At 76.5% G+C, this 20000-nt stretch carries 15 protein-coding genes; 4 read left to right on the top strand and 11 right to left on the bottom strand.

Annotated features, from left to right (window positions below):
- Positions 1-29: 29 nt before the first annotated feature.
- The 3 genes from fxsT to ACSLIC_RS18935 form a co-directional block, all read right to left on the bottom strand.
- Positions 30-3035: an FxSxx-COOH system tetratricopeptide repeat protein gene (fxsT, locus tag ACSLIC_RS18945; protein WP_436738896.1), complete on the bottom strand. Its 3006-nt coding sequence runs from the start codon at positions 3033-3035 to the stop codon at positions 30-32.
- Positions 3036-3200: 165 nt separating this feature from the next.
- Positions 3201-4610, bottom strand: a complete 1410-nt coding sequence (locus ACSLIC_RS18940; protein WP_436738895.1) for an aKG-HExxH-type peptide beta-hydroxylase — start codon at positions 4608-4610, stop codon at positions 3201-3203.
- Positions 4607-5854: an FxsB family cyclophane-forming radical SAM/SPASM peptide maturase gene (locus ACSLIC_RS18935; protein WP_436738894.1), complete on the bottom strand. Its 1248-nt coding sequence runs from the start codon at positions 5852-5854 to the stop codon at positions 4607-4609. Before ACSLIC_RS18935 ends, ACSLIC_RS18940 begins: the two co-directional genes overlap by 4 nt.
- Before the next feature lie 527 nt (positions 5855-6381).
- Between ACSLIC_RS18935 and ACSLIC_RS18930 the strand changes: the two genes are divergently transcribed.
- Positions 6382-6744 carry an antibiotic biosynthesis monooxygenase family protein gene (locus tag ACSLIC_RS18930; protein WP_436738893.1) on the top strand — a complete coding sequence of 121 codons (363 nt, stop codon included), beginning with the start codon at positions 6382-6384 and terminating at the stop codon, positions 6742-6744.
- Positions 6745-7095: 351 nt separating this feature from the next.
- Here ACSLIC_RS18930 and fxsA read toward each other — a convergent pair whose 3' ends face one another.
- The 5 genes from fxsA to ACSLIC_RS18905 form a co-directional block, all read right to left on the bottom strand.
- Positions 7096-7296 (bottom strand): FxSxx-COOH cyclophane-containing RiPP peptide, encoded by a 201-nt coding sequence (gene fxsA / locus ACSLIC_RS18925; RefSeq protein WP_436738892.1) that lies wholly within the window; start codon positions 7294-7296, stop codon positions 7096-7098.
- Between the two features lie 38 nt (positions 7297-7334).
- Positions 7335-10733, bottom strand: a complete 3399-nt coding sequence (locus ACSLIC_RS18920) for an SAV_2336 N-terminal domain-related protein (protein WP_436738891.1) — start codon at positions 10731-10733, stop codon at positions 7335-7337.
- Positions 10734-10739: 6 nt separating this feature from the next.
- Positions 10740-11762, bottom strand: coding sequence for an AAA family ATPase (locus ACSLIC_RS18915; RefSeq protein WP_436738890.1), 1023 nt, complete (start codon positions 11760-11762; stop codon positions 10740-10742).
- 120 nt (positions 11763-11882) lie between these two features.
- Positions 11883-14147, bottom strand: a complete 2265-nt coding sequence (locus ACSLIC_RS18910) for a trypsin-like peptidase domain-containing protein (RefSeq protein ID WP_436738889.1) — start codon at positions 14145-14147, stop codon at positions 11883-11885.
- Positions 14144-14662: a CU044_2847 family protein gene (locus tag ACSLIC_RS18905; RefSeq protein WP_436738888.1), complete on the bottom strand. Its 519-nt coding sequence runs from the start codon at positions 14660-14662 to the stop codon at positions 14144-14146. The genes ACSLIC_RS18910 and ACSLIC_RS18905 overlap by 4 nt, the downstream gene beginning before the upstream one ends.
- A gap of 281 nt (positions 14663-14943) precedes the next feature.
- Here ACSLIC_RS18905 and ACSLIC_RS18900 point away from each other — a divergent pair, with 281 nt between their 5' ends.
- Positions 14944-15126 carry a DUF6104 family protein gene (locus tag ACSLIC_RS18900; RefSeq protein ID WP_037695221.1) on the top strand — a complete coding sequence of 61 codons (183 nt, stop codon included), beginning with the start codon at positions 14944-14946 and terminating at the stop codon, positions 15124-15126.
- Positions 15127-15158: 32 nt separating this feature from the next.
- Here the strand turns inward: ACSLIC_RS18900 and ACSLIC_RS18895 are convergent, their stop codons facing one another.
- Positions 15159-16013 (bottom strand): hypothetical protein, encoded by an 855-nt coding sequence (locus ACSLIC_RS18895; RefSeq protein WP_436738887.1) that lies wholly within the window; start codon positions 16011-16013, stop codon positions 15159-15161.
- Between the two features lie 171 nt (positions 16014-16184).
- Here ACSLIC_RS18895 and ACSLIC_RS18890 point away from each other — a divergent pair, with 171 nt between their 5' ends.
- Together ACSLIC_RS18890 and ACSLIC_RS18885 are read left to right on the top strand one after the other, a co-directional pair.
- On the top strand, positions 16185-17123 hold the full coding sequence (locus tag ACSLIC_RS18890; protein WP_436738886.1) for a DUF4097 family beta strand repeat-containing protein: 939 nt from the start codon (positions 16185-16187) through the stop codon (positions 17121-17123).
- 1 nt (position 17124) lies between these two features.
- Positions 17125-18204, top strand: a complete 1080-nt coding sequence (locus tag ACSLIC_RS18885) for a helix-turn-helix transcriptional regulator (protein WP_436738885.1) — start codon at positions 17125-17127, stop codon at positions 18202-18204.
- Positions 18205-18391: 187 nt separating this feature from the next.
- Here the strand turns inward: ACSLIC_RS18885 and ACSLIC_RS18880 are convergent, their stop codons facing one another.
- Complete coding sequence (locus ACSLIC_RS18880) at positions 18392-18991, bottom strand: GNAT family N-acetyltransferase (protein WP_436738884.1); 600 nt, start codon at positions 18989-18991, stop codon at positions 18392-18394.
- A 19-nt stretch (positions 18992-19010) separates the two neighbouring features.
- Entirely contained in the window at positions 19011-19976 is a 966-nt protein-coding gene (locus ACSLIC_RS18875; RefSeq protein ID WP_436738883.1) for a zinc-binding dehydrogenase, read from the bottom strand.
- Between the last annotated feature and the right edge of the window lie 24 nt (positions 19977-20000).

Below are 20000 nucleotides of genomic sequence, written 5' to 3'. Positions count from 1 at the left end.
GCGGGGCGGGCCTTCGGGCTTGGGGCGGCTCAGGTCGAGTACGGCTCGAAGTCCCAGTACGGGCGGTTGCGGGAGCGGGCCGAGATGGTGTGGACGTGCTGGGCGCCGAGGACGGCGGCGAAGTCCTGGAGCGCCTCGTCCTCGATCTTCTCGGCTTCCTTGCGGCGGCGCAGGCCCCTCAGGTCGGCGGCGTACGCGACGCGGGTGGAGAGGGTCAGCGGGTGCGTGCGGCCCAGCGACTCGGTGGCGCGGTCGACGGTGGCGCGGGAGAGTTCGGCGGCGGCCTCGGGGTCCCCGACGACGTTGCGGACGGCGGAGACGTTGAGGGCGCAGCCCAGCGTCCAGGGGTGGAACTCGCCGACGGCCCCGGCCATGTCGGCGTACGCCTGCTCGGCGAAACGGGCGTAGTCGCGGCGCTCGCCGACGTTCCGCAGGACCAGGGCGTGGTTGGCGCGGACGCCGGCGACGAAGGGGTGGCCGGGGCCGAGCAGGGTGGTGTAGCGGCTCAGGGCGGACTCGCTCAGTTCACGGGCTTGGTCGATGTCCCCGTGCTCGCGGGCGTGGCAGCTCTGCGAGACGGTCAGGCGCAGGGTCAGCGGGTGGTTCTCGCCGACGGTGCGCTCGCAACGGTCCCGGAGGTCGCCGAGGCGGACGCCGGCCGCCTCCCGGTCGCCGAGGCGGTAGTGGCACAGGGCGAGGTTGTGCTCGGCGTCGAGGGTGACCGGGTTGTCCCGGCCCATCACCAACCGCTGTTCGCGGACGTTCCTCGCCTGGAGGGACTCGGCGTCCTTGTAGCGGCCGACCAGGCGGAGGTCCAGGGCGTAGGAGTGCTCGGAGGAGAGCGTCCAGTTGTGGCGCGGCCGCAGGAGTTCGCGGCGGCGCTCCATGGTGTCCTTGTCGAGGAGGAGCGCCTCCTCGTAGTGGCCGAGCAGGCGTAGCGAGACGGCGACGTTGTTGCGCGCGCTGAGGGTGCGGGAGTCCTGGTCGCCGAGGAGTTCGCCGTAGGCGTCCATGATCTCGGCGGAGAGCTCGTACGCCTCCTCGTAGCGGCCGAGCCCGCGCAGGTCGGCCGCGAGTCCGCTGGAGGCGCGCAGGTAGGCGAGGTCGCGGGGGCCTTCGAGGGCGCGCAGGCGCGCGGTGGCGGCGCGCTCGATCACCTCGGTGCCGGCGAAGTCGCCGCCGGCGCGCAGGAGGTTGGCGTAGTGGTGGACCAGGTCCCAGATGCGCGGGTGCTGCTCGCCGAAGAGGCGCTGCCAGCTCTCCAGGGCGCGCCGGCCGAGGGCGACGCCGGTCTTGTACTCGCCGGAGAGGTAGAGGTAGCGCAGGCAGTTGAGGACGAGGTTCTGCACGGCCGGGTCGGTGGACTCCAGCGCCTCGGCGTGTACGAGGTGCGGGACGATCTCGGCGTACCGGGTCCACAGGCGGGTGTCGGTGGGCCTGCCGGGGTCGGCGGCGGCCAGCGCGGCGCGGACGACCTGGGCGAAGGGGGCGCGCTCGGTCTCGGGCAGGTCGCGGTGGACGATCTGGTGGACCATGCGGTGGAGGTAGAACGCCTCGCCGGGCAGGGCGGTGTCGTCGCCGGAGAACTCGTGGGAGTCGAGGCTGACGACGGAGTACTGGCGGAGCTGGTTGACGGCGCGGTTCCACAGCAGGGGGTCGCGGAGCAGCCCGGCGACCGGCTCGGGGGCCTCCTGGTGGTCGAGGTCGCGCAGGATGCGGACCGGGATGGTGCCGGGGGCGAAGAAGGTGCACAGGCCGAGCAGGGCGACGGACTCCGGGACGGTCTCGCGGAGCTTGTTGAGCAGTATCGACCAGGCGGTCTGGAAGGCGAGCGGGAAGTCCGGGGAGACCTTGACGATGTCCTGGTCGATGCCGCCTTCGAGGAGGGCGATGTAGTCGTCGACGGAGAGGTCGGAGTCGTTGAGCCAGCCGGCCGTCTGGTCGAGGAGCAGCGGCAGGTCACCGAGGGCCTCGGCGAGTTGCTGGGAGTCGGCGCCGCCGAGCCGGGGGGCACGGCGGCGGACGAAGGCCACCGACTCGGCGCGGTTGTAGACGCCGATCTCCAGCATGCGGCTGTTGTGCTCGCCCCATTCCGGGTTGCGGGAGGTGATGAGGACGTGGCCCGGGCCGGTGGGGACGAGGTCGGAGATCTGGTGCGGCTCGTCGGCGCCGTCGAGGACGAGGAGCCAGCGGCCGTAGGGCCGGCCCCGGCGCAGGGAGTCGCGGACGGCGCGGAGCCGCTCGCCGTACCCGGGGCCGGTTTCCAGGCCCAGCGCGGTGGCGAGTTCGGCGACGCGCAGGCGGAAGGAGGCGCGGCTCTCCGCGTCGACCCACCAGACCACGTCGTACTCGGAGCCGAAGCGGTAGACGTATTCGGCGGCGAGCTGGGTCTTGCCGACGCCGGGCATGCCGTGGAGGGTGACGACGCCGGCGCCGCGGGCGGCGTCCTGGAGGATCTGGTGGGCGTCGGTGAGGATGCGCTCGCGTCCGGTGAAGCGGGTGTTGCGGCGCGGGACGCCGCTCCAGACCTCGGGCGTGTCGAGCGGGAAGCGGGGGGCGCCCTCGGGACGGGGTGCCAGTCCGGGGGTGTCGGGCAGGCCGAGGCGGGCCAGGACCCGGCGTTCGGCCTCGTCGGAGCCGATGCCGGTGAGGTTGACCGCGGCGAGGGCGGAGGTGGCGGTGGGCAGGGAGGCCGTGGTGACGGAGACGGCGGCGAAGCGGCCGGGGTGGGTGGCGGCGACCTCGCGCAGCGCGGCGTTCCACTCCTCGTGGGTGCGCGGGCCGAGCTGGACGTACCAGCCGGAGAGGACGATCAGGACGGGGCCCGGGGCGAGGGTGAGGTCGCGGAGCGAGTCGGCCAGCGGCTCCCGGACGGAAGGGTCCCAGCGTTGGAGGACGACGCCGTGGCCGCGCCGCTCCAGCATGCCGCCGATCCAGGCGGCCCAGGCGCGGTCGAACCCGGCGAAGCTGATGGTCACCGTGGGCGGCACGCCGCCTCCGGGGGGCGCCGCCTCCGGGGTGAGGAACTGACTCATGGGCCCTCTCCTGCTCCTCTAGACGCTCGACGGGTCCGGCGGGCGGGTCCGGTCAGGGCGCTCGCGCGGTGCGGTGACCGGCCGGGCGGGCCGGACGTCATCCGTTCGACTTCCCACAATTGGAGCAGTGTTCACGGCTCCGCGCGGGTGATTCGCGGAAGAGGTTCAGGAAGGACGCGTTCCGCCGTTGCGCTGGAGCCAGAGCGCCCGGGTGGTGGCGACGTAGGCGACGGCCCGGGCCAGGTGACCGGCGGGCACCTCGGCGTGGGTGAGCCGGGTGTAGACCGTCACCATGCCCTCGGCGACGGTGCGTCCGACGGGCGTCAGCGCGTCGGAGCCGACGAGGACCGGCAGGGCGGCGCCGACCTGCTCCCGGCGGCGGGCGTGCTCGGCCCAGGCCCGCTCGCGGCCCGGGCCCGGCGGGAGGGCGCGGGCGCGGTGCAGCCACCAGTCGGCGAGGGCGAGGTGGCTGTAGACGCCGTGCCAGAGCCCGTCGAAGGGGCGCGGGTCGGGCCGCCAGGGCGCGAAGTGGCGGGGGGCGGGGTCGGCGTGGTGGAGCGGGCTGAGGGCGGCGAGCGCGGCGAGTTTGAGGTGCTGCGTCTCGTGGACGAGGGTCTCGGCGAACCCGGCCGCGTCGGGCGGTTCGCTGCTCAGTACCGCGCCGAAGGCTTCCCGCCGCGTCCCGCTGCGACCGCCCGGCGGCGGCTCGCCCACCGCGCCGCCGCCCCTCGGGGCCAGCGGGACGAGGCAGCGCGGCAGGGTCGCGGCCTCGGCGACCCGGTGCGGGCCACCGTGGGCGAGCGCCGCGGCGGTCGCGGACCAGGCCGCGCCCCAGCGTTTGCGGGCCAGGTCGTCGAGGTCGGTGCCGCCGGTGAACCCGGGCCGGCCCGGACGGTGCGGTACGCGGTACGGGTCGAGGTCGTCCAGCGGTACGGGGTGGCCGCCGGGGACGAGCGGCGGCAGGGCGTGCGCGGCGCGCCAGGCGGGGGATGCCGCCCAGGCCCCGTAGCCGCGCTGCGGGCGGACGGTGACGGTCCGCGGGCCGTCGGCGCGCAGGACGAGCCGGCCGCCGCCGTGGTGGGCGTCGACCGGGACGGTGCCGGGGCCGGTGCGCAGGGCGCCGAGGGTGGGCAGGGCGAGGGCGCCGCCGGTGGCGGTGAGCCGCAGGCGGAACGGCAGTCCGGCCCGGACGGCCGCCGCGGCGGCGAGCGGGGCGAGGTGGCCGAGGACCTGGGCGGTGGCGGCCGGGTCGGGCTGGTCGGCGCCGGTGAGCAGGGCGAGGGCGCGTTCGGCCCAGGGGCCCACGAGGGGGGCGAGGAGCAGGGAGCGAACGGTGGCGCCCCGGTCGGGCGCGGTGCGTTCGGCGGCCTCCAGCAGGGCCCAGCTCTCGGCGAGGGCGTGCCGGGCGGCGGGTGGGCAGCGGTCGGCGCCGGCCGCGTCGGCGGCGTCCAGGACCGCGCGCAGCAGCAGGAGCCTGCGCCGGTCCTGGTCGCGGGCGAGGAGCCCCAGGGTGGCCGGGGAGCCTTCGGTGCACCCCAGTTCGTACAGGACGTGGTGGGGGATCGGCGGGGTCACCGCGTTCCTCCTTCCCCGGCCCCGGTGGGGTCAGGGGCCGGTCCGGTGCCGGTGGCGCGGGCCAGGGCGGCGGCCACGTGGTGGAGGAACCGCTGCTGGTCGGCGCAGTAGACGCTGGGGTGGCCGAAGCCGCTTCCGGCGCGGTGGCGGTGGGCGTAGTGTCCGCCGCCGCAGGCGTGCAGGAGGGGGCAGGCGCGGCAGTCGGCGGCGAGGGCGGCGGGGCCCGACTGGCGGGCGGCGACGCCGGGGTGGGCGAGGGCGTCGTCGAAGGGGTTCTCCGCGAGGGTGAGGCCGGTGGCGGCGGCGCCGGGGTAGGCCGATTTGAGCGAGTCGACCTGTTCGAGGGAACCGTCGGTCTCGATGACGACGGCGGTGAACGGGTCCAGACCGAGCGACTCGGCGCCGGCCGGCAGGCCGAGCAGGGCGGCCACCGCGTCCTCGAAGAGCCGTACCCGGGTCTGTCGGCGCCCGGCGGCCCACCAGAGGTCGAAGACGGCCGCGAGCCAGTCGCCGTACGGGGCGGGCCCGCCGGCCCGGGCCCGGGCCGGCGGGCCCGGCGGCGGGTGGAGGCCGGGAGGCGGGGCGCTCCAGTTGCCGTGCGGCAGCAGCAGGTGGACGGCGGGCGGCCGCAGCCGGAGCAGCGAGGTGTAGACGTCGGCCGGGTCGAGCGCCAGGTCGACGACGACCAGGATGCCCGCGTACGCCTCGGGCGCCCGCTCGGCGAGGAGCCGGGTGCCCCGGACGGCGGCGGGCCAGGAGGGGCGTCCGGCGTGGTCGACGCGGGCGGTGTTGTGGTGGGCGCGACCGCCGTCGAGGCTGACGCCGACGGCGATGCGGGCCCGGGCCAGGTCACGGACGCGGGCCTCGGTGAGCAGGGTGGCGTTGGTCTGGAGGGCGACCCGCACCCGGGTGCCGTCCGGGACGCGGCGGCGGACCAGCCCGGCGAAGGCGGCGAGCCGGTCGGTGCCGGCCAGCAGGGGTTCCCCGCCGTGCAGCACGACGGAGACGGCGGGCAGGCGGTGGGCGGCGGCGTGCTCGGCGATCCGGTCGGCGGTCAGCGCGAGCACCGCGTCGGAGGCGACGGCCGGGCGGTCGCGCCAGCCCGTGTCGGGACCCTCGTAGAGGTAGCAGTAGCGGCAGGCCAGGTTGCACCGGCCGTGGACCTTGACGATGAACTGGCGGAAGGGGTGGGCGGGCCCGTCGCCTCCGGTGGGCGGGCGCGGCGGCCACACTGGTCGTGGCATAGGCACCCCCGTGTCGTCCGCCCGCCCCTTCCCCGGGCACGGGCCGTCTCCCCGCGCCCCTCCGGCCGGCCCGACCTGGATGGTGCCCGCCCGGGCGCCGCGGCGAAACCGGCCGTGCCCCGGCTGTCCTGTTGGCTCGGCCGGGACGGGGAAAGGTGGCTGAAAGCGAGGGGCGGAGCTGCCGGGTGCCCGCACCGGCGGCACCGGCTTCGCCCGGTGGGACCGCCTTGGGCGGCGACGCTTGCCGAAACGGCCTCGCTCCCCACGGCACCGACCACGGCAGGAGGCCCCTTGCCCGGAGAACCCGCGGATTCCCACCGGGGGGCGGCCCTGCCGACGCGTTCGCCGCCTCCCCGTACGACGTCGGAGCGCACTCTGGCGTGCTGCCCGTGCGCGGCACTCCTCGGGCAGGCGCGTGATCGGGGTGCGGGCACGTGAACCGGCCGTTCACGGCCACCGGCGGCGTGCCCCGTGGTTCATCAGGTACGGCCGAAGCCCGGTCGGGGGTGGGCCGTTAGGCTGCCGAAATGACCACAGGAACCCTGCGTGACGAGGTCCCCGGCTCAGCGGACTCGACCGTCACCTTCATCAACGTCTTCGAGATCGACGCCGACCAGCTCGACGAGTTCGTCGTGAAGTGGGAGCAGCGGGCGAGGCTCATGCGGGACAAGCCTGGCTTCATCGACTCCCGGATGCACAGGGCCCGTTCCGCCGGCTCCCGCTTCCAGCTGGTCAACGTCTCGCACTGGGAGAGCCAGGAAGCGTGGGAGGCCGCCACCGCCGACCCCGACTTCGCGTCGCGCACGCGGGCGGCACGGGAGGAGACCGGACAGCCGATCACGCCGAACCCCGGGGTGTACGACGTGGTCGTCGAACTCACCGCCCCCTGAGGGCTGTCCGGCGAGGGCCACCGTGCTGTGGGGGACCTACGCTCCCCTGGGGCGGGAGCGGTACGCCCTTGTCGCCGCAGACGTGGTCCGGCGTGGGGCACGGCAGCGGCCCTGGACCGGTCATCGACCGGCTTGCCCCGTTCTTCGGCAGGTACGGGGCAAGGCGGGCCCACTCCCGATCCGGCGGATCAGCAGGCCCGGCGACCGCCGGGCCCCCTTCGGCCTCGCCGCGAGGGCGACCTGGCGCAGGGGGGCCAGGGGCGAGCCGGGGAGGGCCCTCCGGGCCGCGGGCGTAGCCGTCGCGTCGGGTCCGTCCGGGCGCCGTGGGGGATTCTCGGACACCCTCGGTTGTCAGAAGGAGTTGTCGAAGGTCCAGACCGTCTCGCCCGGGGCCGAGGTCCGGTCCCGGAGGTCGTCGAGGAGTTCGGTGAGGACGGGGTGGTCCAGCGTCCGCAGCGACTCCAGGTCGAGGTCGAGCAGGTCGGGCAGGACGGCTGCCCCCTCCAGTGCGGGCGGCCGGGCGGGCGGAATCTGGTGGACGGAGTCGGACATGGCGGAGTCCTTCCTTTCCCGGGTGCGGCCGGTCCCGCTCAGGCGAGTTCGGCCAGGCGTTGCGCCGTCTGCCGGGGTGTCGGCTCGACGGTGGGGCGTGTACCGGGCGGGAGTTGGCCCCAGGCCCGGTGGGCGGCCCCGTACGCCTCTCGCGCCGCGCGCGGACGCCCCGCGGTCTCATAGGTCATACCCCGCCAGTGCTCCGCCTGAGCGTCCAGCGTCACGGATTCCGCGAGAGCCCGTTCGGAATCCGCCTCCTCGCGGGCGCGCCGGGCGGCGTCGGCCGCCGCCCGGAAGGCGTCCGCGGCCTCGTCCAGCCGGGCCGGCCTGCCGAGGGTCTGGGCCGCCTCGAACCGGGCCTGGCCCACCTCCAGCAGGCAGCGCGCGCGCTCCAGCGGCCCGGCCGCCTCCTGCGCGGCCAGGCCCAGCAGGTGCTCGCCCTCGCGCAGGTCGACCCGGTCGCCGGTGAGCCGGTGGCGGGTCATCAGGCCGCGCCCCAGCAGCACCAGGCGGTGGGCGAAGGCCCGGTCGCCACGCGGGGTCTCGGCGCGGCAGCCGCGCAGCACCCGGACCGCCGCCACCACCCGGTCCAGCCGCTCCGCCCGGGTGCCGTCACCGAGCAGGGCGCGCCGCAGCAGCGCCTCGCCCCACTCCGCGAGCAGCGCGGCGTGGGCGGGGGCATCGCGCGGGATACCGGGGGCGGCCTCCTCGAACCGGGCGGCGGCGCGGACCAGTTCGGCCGGGTCGCCGCTCTCCTCGTACCGGGCGGTGTGGACGCGGCCGGCCCGGGTCAGCAGGGCGGAGCGGCGGCGGGCGGCGGGCGGCGGGGTGGCGCCGAGGGCCGCCTCGACGCGGTCGGCGGCCTCCTGGTGGTACTCGGGCCCGGCGCGCAGCAGGGCGTCGGCGAGGTCGAGGAGGGCCGCCTCGCGCTCGGCGGGCTCCAGCGCCCCGTCCTCGGTGGCGTCCACCTCCCGCTCGACGACGGTCCGCAGGGCGCGGGCGGCCTGCCGGGCGTGGGCGCGGCCCTGGTCGCCGAGCGACCCGGTACCGGCCAGGCGCAGCAGGGTACGGCCGTGGGCGAGGGCGAGGGCCGGGGGGCGGCGGTGCTGGTCGGGCCAGATATCGGTGAAGGCTTCGAGCATGCCGACGGCGGCCTGGAGCAGGGAGCTGTCGCCGCCCAGCCGCCACTGGGTCTCCAGGGCGCGGACGCGCTCCAGGGTGAGGCGGAGCGCCTGGTCGGGGCCGAGGTCGGGGGCGGCGCAGGCGACGGCGTACTCCCGGTCGGCGCGGCGCAGCAGGTCGAGGGCCTCGTGGCGGTCGCCGCGGCGGCGCCGGTCGTCGGCGGTGGCGTGCAGGGCGGCGGCGAGGACGTCGCGGTGCCCGGTGCGGCCGGTGGCGTCGTCGGCGCCCGCGCGCTCGGCGGCCTCGCGGGCGGCGGTGAGCAGCTCCCTGCCGCCCTGGACACGCCAGAGCCGCAGCGTCTCGCGGGCGTACCGGGCCCACAGGGCGGGTCGGAGCGTGCCCTGGCTGTTCTCGGCGGCGCCGCGCAGGAGCTGGACGGCGTCCATCAGGTACTGGACCATGCCCTCCTGCTCGTAGCGCCGGGTGAGGGCGGCGGCGGCCGCGAGGGCGGGGTGGTCCGGGCCGTTCGAGGCGGGCGAGGGGCCGGTGTGCTGCAGGGGGACGGTCATGAAGCGCTCCAGCACGTCGGCGGCGACCTCGGCGAAGGGCTGCGGGACGGTGGGGGCGCTCTCCTCGCCGGCCTCGGCGCCCGGGGTCCGGCCGGGCCGGGCGGAGTGCCCGGTGGCCGAGGGCGGGCCGGTGGTGGTGGAGCGGCCGAGCTGGGCGTAGGCGAGGGCGGGGAAGTTGGGGCCGCCCTTGCCGAAGCGCTGCTCGATGTACTCGGAGCAGTGTTTGAGCACGAGCATGGCCTCGTCGCGGCCCAGCGGCCCGAGCAGCGCCTGGCGCACGCCGGGTACGAAGTCGTACCACTGCTCCTGCTCGCCGGCACCGGCGGCCTCCTCGTCGGCGCGGACGAGGAGACCGCTGAGGAGGACCTCGGCGAGTTCCGCGGGGCCGGAGTCGGGCAGCATCGTGCGCTGGACCAGCTGCATGACGGGGAGGCTGAGGGGGGCGGCGGCCAGGCAGACGGCGAGGCGGCCGGCGGCGGGCGAGGCGGTGGAGCGGAACCGGCTGACGAGCTGGAGCGGGGTGAGGGTGCGGCGGGCGCGGACGGGCCGGGCCGGTTCCTGGGCGGCGCTGACCCAGCCGATCGCGCCGGGGGTGCGGACGGGTCCGGTGCCCGACAGCAGCCGGGCCCAGGAGCCGAGGGCGGTGGCGGTGGGCGGCAGTACCGGGACGGGGCGGGCGCCGGGCGGGGGCGGCGGCCCGTCGGAGGCGACCTTGAGCAGTCCGGCGCCGCTGACGCCCTGTCCGCGCCGCAGTTCGCCGAAGGTGACCTGGAGGCGGGTGCGGGGCCAGAGCCGCTGCGGCAGTGGCTGGACGACGGCGACGGGGCCCTGGCCGGCGAGGCGGTGCAGGGTGCGATGGGCGGCGCCGCTGTGCCACAGGGGTCCGGCGCAGTCGCTGACCAGGAGGGTGACGCGGCGTCCGGTGGCGTCGGCGAGGCGGTCGGTGGAGTGCAGGGGCGCTCCCTCGCGGCGCGGGCTGCGGCTGACGGCGGCGCGCCCGTCGTCGGTGGGGTGGAGGTAGCGGACGTGCAGGTCGCGGAAGGCGCCGAGGCCGCCGAAGACCTCCCGCAGTTCGTCGAAGAGCCGTTGCCAGACCCGCATGGAGCCGGAGGCGTCGAGGACCAGCTGGAGCAGCGCGTCGCGGCGGGTGACCGGCCGGAAGACGGGGAGCACCAGCCCCCCGGCGCGGGCGGTCAGTTCGGCGGTGGCGCCCTCGTCCAGCACCTTTCGGCGGGGGGCGGCGCCGGTCCGGTACGCCTGGAGCGGGCGCAGGGCGCGCTGGAGCCTGAGCGGCGAGGCGAGCACCGCGGCGGCGGGTACGCCGACCGGCAGCGCGCCGGTGGCCGGGCCCTCGTCGGCGGTCATGGTGGTGGGCCGGGTGTGCAGGGGTACGCGGGCCTCGGCGGGCTCGCCGGTGTCGGGGCCGGGCGGGGCCGGCGGACGGCCGGGCGGCTCCGTGGCCCGGCCGGTGCGCGGCGCGGCGGTGCGGGGGCGGTCCTCGGCGGTGGTGCCGGGGGCGGCCTCGCGCTGCGTCCCGGCGGCCGACGGGCAGGCCGGGGCGGGGCGGCCGGTGCGTTCGGCGAGCCAGAGGGCGTCGAGGAGGTGTTCGGCGTCGACGTCGAGTCCGGCGCCGCGCAGCCGGGCCACCAGGTCGGGCAGCGGGTCGCTGGGCGCCTGCCGCTGCGGCGGGACGGGCGGCCGGTCAGGACGGCCGTCCGGGCCGTGTCGGGCCGAGGCTCCGGTCATCCTCGCTCACCTCGGCCGGTCGAGTCGCTGGATGAGCAGGTCGGCGAGGCGGTCCCGGTCCAGGTCGGGGGCGGTCTGGGTGAGGTGGATGGCGTTGAGGAGCTGGTCGGCGGCGAGGAGTTCGCTGCGCGAGCGCTCCAGGAAGCGGACGATGAGGTCGCTTCCGCCGCGTTCGCGGTCGCGGCCCAGGTGGGCGCGGACGAAGCTGGCGAGCCGGGCGTGGTCGGGCCGGCCCAGCTCCAGGTGGATGCAGCGGCGCATCAGGGGGGCGGGGAAGTCGCGTTCCTCGTTGCTGGTCAGGACGGTGAAGGGGAAGGCGGTGCACTGCACCCGCCCGTCCTTCACGGGGACGCGCCGTCCGTCGTGGGTGAGGACGTGGGCGGTCCGGTCGGGCAGCCGGTCGGCGATCCGCTGGAGTTCGGGGATGGCGAACTCGCCCTCCTCCAGGACGTTCAGGAGGTCGTTGGGCAGGTCGATGTCGCTCTTGTCGAGTTCGTCGATGAGCAGCACGCGGGGCAGTTCGCCGGGGAGCAGCGCGGTGCCGAGCGGCCCCAGGCGCAGGTAGTCGCCGATGGACTCGACGGAGCCGGGGGCGCCGGGCTCGGTGGCGGTACCGCTGTGGGCGGCGATCTGCACGTCCTGGAGCCGGGCGATGGCGTCGTAGTGGTACAGGCCGTCCTGGAGGGTGGAGCGGCTGACGACGGGCCAGCGCAGGACGTCGCCGAGGCCGAGTTCGTCGGCGACGGAGTGGGCGAGGCTGCTCTTGCCGACGCCGGGGCCGCCGGTGACGAGGAGGGGGCGGCGCAGGTAGAGCGCGGCGTTGATGACTTCGAGTTCCTCGGCCTCGGGGCGCAGCGAGACGGCTTGGTCGCGGTAGGCGCCCAGGCGCCGGGTCTCGGTGGTGCCGGTTCCCTCGCGGCGGCGGAAGTCCCGCCAGGGCGGCGGGTCGGGCAGCCGGAGGATGCCGTCGTGGGGTTCGCCGGCGCCTCGGTAGATGAGCCACTCGCCGGACTCGTCGGTTGCGCTCATGGCAGTCCTCGTCGTCGCTGGATCGCACAGGTCGGGTGGCCGGGCCCGGAGGGGGCGGCCGGTCGGCGCCGGTTCGCGGCTCACGGTAGCGAGCCGCGGGCCGGGCCGTCAGGCGGTTGCTCAGAGTGGGGTGAACAGGTCGTCGGAGCCGGGCAGGGGCTGGTGCGGATCGTCGTACAGCAGGGCCACGCCGTCGGCCCAGAAGCTGTCGGTACGCCCCTCGCCGAGGGCGGCGCGCAGGGCGTGGACCAGGGGCGGGAGCCGCTGGGCGGTGCGGGCGCGGGCCAGTTCGGCCTCGGCGCGCCGGTGGAACTCGGCGCACGTCCGCTCCGGTCCGTCCGCCCCTCTGCGCCACAGCGCGACCCCGAAGCCGCCTTCGGCGAGCCGGGCGAGCGCCTCGGCGGAGCCGGCGTGCCCGTGCTCCCGGTAGTGGCAGAGCACTGGCACCGACGCGTGGGCCAGCGACCGCAGTTGGGCCGTCGAGGGTACGGGTACCCGCGCTCCCGCGTCGCAGTCCAGGACCCTGCCGCGGACGCCGGGGGCGAGCGGGGCCTCGTCGTGGGTCCAGCGCCAGCGGTCGTACCGGTCGGCGGCGGCCGGGTCCGGCTCACCGGCTCCGCCCGGCGGTTCGGCGGGCCGGACGACGACCGGCCGGAGCCGGCCGAGCGGGGGGCCGCCGGGGCGGGCCGGCCAGGTGTCGACGGGCAGGCCGAGCAGGCCGCGCTCCAGGGCGACCTGGAGCAGGGCGGGGGCGCCGGGTTCGTCGGCGAGGACGAAGGCGCGGCCGAGCGGTTCGGCGAGGCGGTCGGGGAGGTCGGCGAGCGGGGTGCCGGTGTGGTCGTCGTGGAGCGGTTCGGGGTCCGGTGGGTCGGGGTGGCCGTCGGGCCGTCCTCCGGCGGGGCGGGGCGGACCGGGGGCGGGGAGCAGGCCGATCCGCCAGTCGAAGCTGTCCTGTTCCCAGGGGCGGCGGGTCAGTTCGAGCAGGACGCTGTGGCGGGCGCCCTGGGCGGGGTCCTGGGGCGGCGGGGGCGCGGGGGCGGCGGCGTGGCGGCGCAGTTCGGCGGTGATCTCACCGCGCACCGGCCGGTCGAGGGTGGCGGTGGTGCGGTGCAGCCAGGTGCGCAGGGCGGCCTCGGCCTCGGTGGTGCCGGGGTCGTGGCGGGTGCGCGGGGCGTGCAGCACGGCGACCACGTACCGCAGGACGGAGAGCCGGCGGCCCTCGTCGGTGGCGTGGCTCTCGTAGAGCCCGCCGAGTCCGTCGCGCCAGGCGCGGGGCGGCGGGACGGAGCGGGCGGCCGAGGCGCAGCCGGGGACGGAGCGGAGCAGGGCGGCGAGGTCGGCGGTGGACGGGGGCGGCGGGAGTTCGCCGAGGGCGCCGAGGAGCCGGGTCCGCTCACGGGGGCCGAAGGGGATGGTGCGGGCGCCGTCCAGGACGGACTGGGTGTCGGCCCAGGCGGGCGGCGCGCCGTCCCGGTCGGCGTGGCGCAGCCGGTCGCGGTGGAAGCGGTCGTGGCCGCGCAGGACCTCCTGGTAGAGGTCGCCGGTCTCGAAAGCGGGCTCCGGCGGCGGCCCCACCGGTGCCGCGAGGTGGCCGGGGTCGCCGTCCTGGGAGGCGTAGGCGCGGGTGTGCGCGCCGGGATCGGCCGGGGCGGGCGGCGGCCCGGCGGCGACGGGGAGGTGGCGGAGCTGCCCGGTGCGGACGGCCGTGCCGCCCTGCTCGCGGGTGCGGCGGGACTTGACCAGGGCGACCACCTCACCCCGGTGCGGGTCGAAGACGGGGCCGCCGGAGACACCGTCGGGCAGGTCGTCGTCGCCGAGCCGCAGCTCCTCGTCGGCGCCCCAGCCGATCCGGCCGAGGACGGTGACCGTGCCGTCGTACCGGCTGAGGCGGCGTCCGGAGCGGAACCACCCGGCGAAGCCGAGCAGGAGCCCGGAGCGGCCCGCGGCGGGGGTGGCCGGGCGGCCGTAGTCGGTGAGCGGCTGCTCGGCGAGGTGGACGCAGGCGTGCTCGGTCGGCTTCTGGAGGCGGATCAGCGCGAGGTCGGGCGCGGCCCAGCCCTCGCCCGGGCGGGGCCGGGTCTCGGGCAGCGCGACGGCGACCTCGCCGGGCACCACGGCGGGCGGACCGCCTGGCTCCGGCTCATGGACGATGTCCACGTGGCCCCCTCCCTCCGCCAGCGCCACGTGGGCACAGGTCAGAACCCAGTTCGGCGCGACGAAGAAGCCGCTCCCGAGAAAAGTCCGGACGCCGTCGTCCGGCCCGCTGGGGTCATACCCGGGCCGCCGTCCATGGATGCGTACGGTGGCCGCCGCGATGAGGTGTTCCAGGGGCGGTTCGTCGCCCGCCGCCGCGCCCCTCGCGCCGGTGTCGACCTCCGCCGTCACGGAACGGCTCCGGCGCCGCTCCCCCCGTGCCCCGGCTGCCCCGATGCGCCGGCGGGCGCGCCCCTCTGCCCGGGGCCGGCCGGAGCGTCGGCCTCCGCGAGTGCGGAGTCGGCACCGTCCCCCTCGGCCGTCCCAGTGAGTTCCGGCGGTCCGCCGTTCTGCCAGGTCAGCGTGACGGTGAGCGCGGCCTTGGCCTCGCCGTCGGCGAGCAGCCCGACGACCTTGCCCGCTTTGGCGGTCAGTTCGATCCCGAACTCCACACTGACCTCGTCGGGCCGGACCGCCCGGAGCCCCTGGGCGACCGACCGGGCGACCCCGGTGATCAGCCCGCCGAGCCCGGCGACCTGTGCCTGGACGCGCTCGCCGGCCCGTCCGGCGAAACCGGCGTCGGTGTAGAGCGGCGCGCCGTCCGGCAGTTCCAGCTCGTCGGCCTGCGAGATCCGGGCCCAGACCGGCGTGCCGTCGGGCAGTTCGACGTACGCGACCCGCGACCGGCCGTCCTCGTCGGCGGTCATCCGGCGCACCGCCCGGCGCTCAGGACGTCTACCCGCCGCTCACGCCGGGGCGCACACGGGCGTGCGGTGCGCGCCCTGCGCGGGGTCGCCACTTCCTCTGCGGTCATGCTGGGGTCCCCCTCGTCTCCCACGTCTCCGCTGCACCTGTCCGTGGGGGGTGCAGGGTAGCTCCCGGGCGCCGGGGGTGGCGAGGCCCCGGCCGTCCGCGCGAGGCCCGCCTATCATGGTTCGGCGGCCCGTGGCGGCCACCCGTACCCCTTGCGACCTGTGACGGAGCACCCATGTACTTCACCGACCGCGGTATCGAGGAGCTGGAGAAGCGGCGGGGCGAGGAGGAGGTCAGCTTCGAGTGGCTCGCCGAGCAGCTGCGCACCTTCGTCGACCTCAACCCCGACTTCGAGGTTCCCGTCGAACGCCTCGCCACCTGGCTGGCCCGCCTCGACGACGAGGACGAGGACGAGTAGCGCCCCGGTCCCCGCCCCCGGCCCGGGCCCGCTCAGTCCGGCGGCACCGGGACCCGCTCCCCGTCGCCCCTGAACCAGTCGTAGGCGAGTCCCGCGACCCCCTGGGCCACCAGCAGCCCGCCCACCGCGGCCCGGCCCCCGCTGTGCCGCGCGAGCCCCCAGAACGCGAGGGCGCTCCCCGCCACCAGGTGTCCGGCCGCCAGCAGGCGGGCCGGCCGCCCCCGCATCAGCGGCCCGACCACACTGGCCTCGACCAGCTCGGGCCGTACGACCTCCCGCCACCCGGCGCGGTCCGCCAGCCGCACACCGCGCGCCGTCCACGCCGCCTCGGCCAGCGCGTCGGACGGCCGGACCGGCACCAGCCCGGTCGGCAGCGCGAGCCCCGCGTGGGCCAGCACCGCGAGGACGCCCCGCAGCCGCGCGGCCGCGTCCGCCTCGGGGTCCGGGCGGGTCAGCCCGTCGAGCGCCTCGACGGCGAAGACCGGGTCGAGCCCCAGACGCCCGGCGAAGGTACGCATCGCCTCGTCCTCCCCTGCCGGGGTGCCGTCCGCCAGCCACACGTAACCCACCGGCCGCCGGACCCCCGAGGCGAGGCTGAAGCCCGCCCGGCCGGCGTCCCACCAGAGGGCGAGAACCGGCCAGGGTGCCCCTACGGCGAGCGCCGCCGCCCAGCCGTTCAGCACCAGATCGACCGGCTCCTCCTCACCCTGCCAGGACAGGTCGGACGGGACGAGCACGCTCCACCTGCGGCCGGCGGGGGCGAGCAGCATGGGGCACCTGAGCAGGGCGGCGGCCGGCGCCACGGCGCCGGGGGCGGCCCGGCAGAGCAGCAGCCCACCGGTACCCCGCAGGGGCTGTTCGAGTTTCCGCGCGGCGTCCGTCGGCATGCTGCTCACGCTAGGACACGGCGGACCATCGCGCCTTTTCGGCCACTTCTCCTTCTCCGACCGTTTCCCCCCTTCCCCGAGCCCTTGACTTCCCCCGGCCGCGATATATCGTGTGTTGCAGGCGATGCGATATGACGCGTCGCCGCGCGCCAGGCCGAGGAGGTCAGCACCATGTCCGAGTCTCCACACACCTCGTCACCCGTGCCCGGAACGGGAGCCGAATCCCCCCAGGGCGCGGACGGCGGGGCGGGCGACGGCACCTGGTCCGTGGACGCCCCGCGCCGGATGTCCTTCGAGGACCCCGTGACGACCCTGCGCATCCGCGTGGTCAACGGCGCGGTGAACGTCGTGGGTTCCCCCGACCCCACCACCCACCTCGACGTCTCCGAGCTGTCCGATCGCCCGCTCACGGTCCGGCGCGAGGGTGGCACCCTCACCGTCGAGTACGAGGAGTTCAGCTGGCAGGGGCTGCGCCGCCTCATCGAGCGCGGCAAGCTCCCGGACCCGCGCACCCTGGACCACCGCGCCGTCGTCTCCGTCGCGGTACCCGAATCCGCCCGGCTGGAGATCCGCGCGGTCGGCGCCGACACCGTCGTCTCCAGCGTCGCGGGGCCGGCCGACGTCAAGGCCGTCTCGGGCGAGACCACCCTGGTCGGCCTCTCCGGCACGGTGCGGGCGGACACCGTCACCGGCCGCGTCGAGGCCCAGTCCGTGACCGGCCCCCTCACCGTCGCCTCGGTCTCCGGCGACCTCACGGTGGTGGACGGCACCAGCCCCACCCTCCGCGCCGACTCCGTCAACGGCGACATGATCGTCGACGTCGACCAGGCCGACTCCCCCGCCGACATCGAGCTGTCCAGCGTCTCCGGCGAGATCGCCGTCCGCCTCCCGCACCCGGCGGACGCCCGCGTCGAGGCCAACACCACCAGCGGCTCCCTCTCGCACGCCTTCGAGGACCTGCGGGTCTCCGGCCAGTTCGGTATGAAGAAGATCACCGGCAAACTGGGCTCGGGCACCGGGCGCCTGAAGGCGAGCACCGTCTCCGGCTCGATCGCGCTGCTGCGGCGCCCCCCGTCCGGTGCCGGACCGAACGACAAGAAGGTGCTCTGACATGCCCCCCGTTTTCGCCCACGGCCGCCTGCGCCTCTACCTCCTCAAGCTCCTCGACGAGGCCCCCCGCCACGGCTACGAGGTGATCCGCCTCCTCGAAGAGCGCTTCCAGGGCCTCTACGCCCCCTCGGCCGGCACGGTCTACCCGCGCCTGGCCAAACTGGAGGCCGAGGGCCTGGTCCGCCACACCACGGAGGGCGGCCGCAAGGTCTACGCCATCACCGACGCGGGCCGCGCCGAACTGGCCGACCGCCAGGGCGAGCTGGCCGACCTGGAGATCGAGATCCGCGACTCGGTCGCCGAGCTGGCGGCGGAGATCCGCGACGATGTCCGGGGCGCCGCGGGCGACCTGCGCCGCGAGATGCGGGCGGCTGCCTCCCGCACCCGCGACGGCGCGGCACCGGGCCCCGACGACACGGAGCGGGAGTCCTGGCAGCTCGCCAAGGAGGAGCTGCGCCGCGCCAAGCAGGAGTGGAAGGAGCAGGCCCGCCGCGCCAAGGACGAGAGCCGCCGTGCCCGCAAGGAGGCGGAGCGCGCCCGCAGCCAGGCCCGGGAGGCCCAGGACCGGGCCCGCGAGCAGGCCAGCCAGGCGCAGGAGGAGATGCGCCGGATGGCCAAGCGCGTCCAGGACCAGGTCCAGGACCACTTCGCCCGCGGCGACTGGCCGGCCGGGGTCCGCGAAGGACTCTCCGAACTGGGCAAGGAATTCGCCCGGTTCGGCTGGGGCACGGAGAAGCAGGCCCCCGGCCAGCCCGGTCCCGGGAAGCAGGCGAGCCCCGCTCCGCGCACCGAGGGACCGGTCTTCGAGGCCCCGGGCCCGGAGAGCGACCTCTTCACCTACGTCCCGGCATGGTCCAGCGAGCCTTCCTCCGGCGACCCGGCCCGCGATCTGGACCGCCTCCTGGACCGCTTCCGCGACGACATCCGTGACGCGGCCCGCGACCACGGCGTCACCGAGCACCAACTCCGCGAGACCCGCCGCCACCTCTCCACCGCCGCCGCCCACATCGGGGCGACCCTCCGGGCGACGGACGGGGAGCCGGAGCAGAGCGGAGACGGGCAGGGCCGCGAGCAGAGCTGAGCGGCGTCCGGCCCGGCCGCACCGACGCGGTCCGGGCACCTCGCCCCCCCCTCGCCGTCGGGGTGCCAGCCAGGGCCGGGCCGAACAGGCCGCCCGGGCAGACCCCAGGGCCCGCCCGGCACCAGGACCCGCCCGGGGCTGGGTGTCGGCGCGTCGGACTCCGCCGAAGTCGAATGCCGCCGCCCGGTCAGCCCCCTCCGGCCTCGTCCGTCGCCAGCCGCGCGTGCCGCTCGACGTCGTAACGCCGGTCGCCGTAGCGGAGGCGCGCTCGTTCCAGGCCCTCCACGGCGAAGCCGGCGCGGCGGGCGACGGCACAGGACGCGGGGTTGTTCGTGCGGTGGCCCAGTTCCAGGCGGAAGGGGCCCACTTCGGTGAAGGCCCAGTCGGCGAGGGCGCACAGGCCGGTGGTGGCGACGCCCCTGCCGCGGGCGGAGGCCAGGGTCCAGTAGGAGATCCAGCCCGTCTGGTGGACGGGGTCGACGGCGCCGACGGTGACGTTGCCGAGCAGACGGCCCCCCTCGGCGTGGTCCCCCGCGCCGGGCGCCAGCACCGCGAAGGAGTGCTCCCGGCCTGCCTCCCGGGCCGCACGACGGTCGGTGATCCAGGCGGCGGCCTCGGCGAGCGTGGTGACGGGGCGGCCACTCTGCCGGGCCATCTCGGCGGTGGCGAAGGCCCCCAGGACGGCGCGGGCGTCGGAGGGCTCCCAGTACCGGAGCCGGATGCCGGGCGCCTGCGGCAGGGGGGCTGAAGGCGTCGGTTCCGGCGCCGTCGTCGGCCGCGTGGTCATCCGTGCCGCCTTTCCCCGCTCACTCCGTGCTGAGCACGATCTTGCCGAACTGGTCGCCGGCCGCCAGCCGGGTGAACCCGTCGCGGGCCCGGTCCAGCGGCAACACCTGGTCGATGACCGGGCGTACGCCGGTGGTGGCGCAGAAGCTGAGCAGGTCCTCCAGCTCGTCCTTGGAGCCCATGGTGGAGCCCACCACCTTCAGCTCCAGGAAGAAGATACGGGTCAGTTCGGCGTGGGAGGGCCGGTCGCCGCTGGTGGCGCCGCTGATGACCAGGGTGCCGCCGGGCCGCAGGGACTTGACCGAGTGGGACCAGGTGGCGGCGCCGACCGTCTCGATGACGGCGTCGACCTTGTGCGGCAGCCGGGCGCCCGGCTCCACGGCCTCGACGGCGCCCAGCTCGACGGCCCTCCCCCGCTTCGCCTCGTCCCGGCTGACCGCGTACACGCGGAGCCCGGCGGCGCTGCCGAGGACGATCGCGGCGGTGGCGACGCCGCCGCCCGCGCCCTGGACGAGGACGGAGTCGCCGGGGCGCACGCCGGCGTTGGTGAAGAGCATCCGGTAGGCGGTCAGCCAGGCCGTGGGGAGGCAGGCGGCCTCGGCGAAGGAGAGCTCCTTCGGCTTGGGCAGGACGTTCCAGGTGGGGACGGCGACCTGTTCGGCGAAGGTGCCCTGGTACTTCTCGGTGAGGATCGACCGCTGTTCGCGCGGGCCGACGCCGTGGCCGCTCTGCCCGATGACCGAGTGGAGGACGACCTCGTTGCCGTCCTCGTCGACGCCGGCCGCGTCGCAGCCGAGGATCATCGGCAGCCTGCCCTCGGAAAGGCCCACACCGCGCAGCGACCAGAGATCGTGGTGGTTGAGCGAGGCCGCCTTGACCTGGACCGTCGTCCAGCCGGGGCGGGCGGCGGGGGCGGGGCGCTCGCCCAACTCCAGGCCGTTGAGGGGCTGGTCGCGGTCGATGCGGGCGGCGTAGGCGGCGAACATGCCCTGACCTTAAGGCGGGGGGCC

Origin of the sequence: Streptomyces sp. BBFR102 (assembly GCF_051397025.1) — a bacterium.
GTDB lineage: Bacteria > Actinomycetota > Actinomycetes > Streptomycetales > Streptomycetaceae > Streptomyces.
Note: the sequence above shows the minus strand (reverse complement) of the source record. Positions and strands in the feature narration are given on the sequence as shown.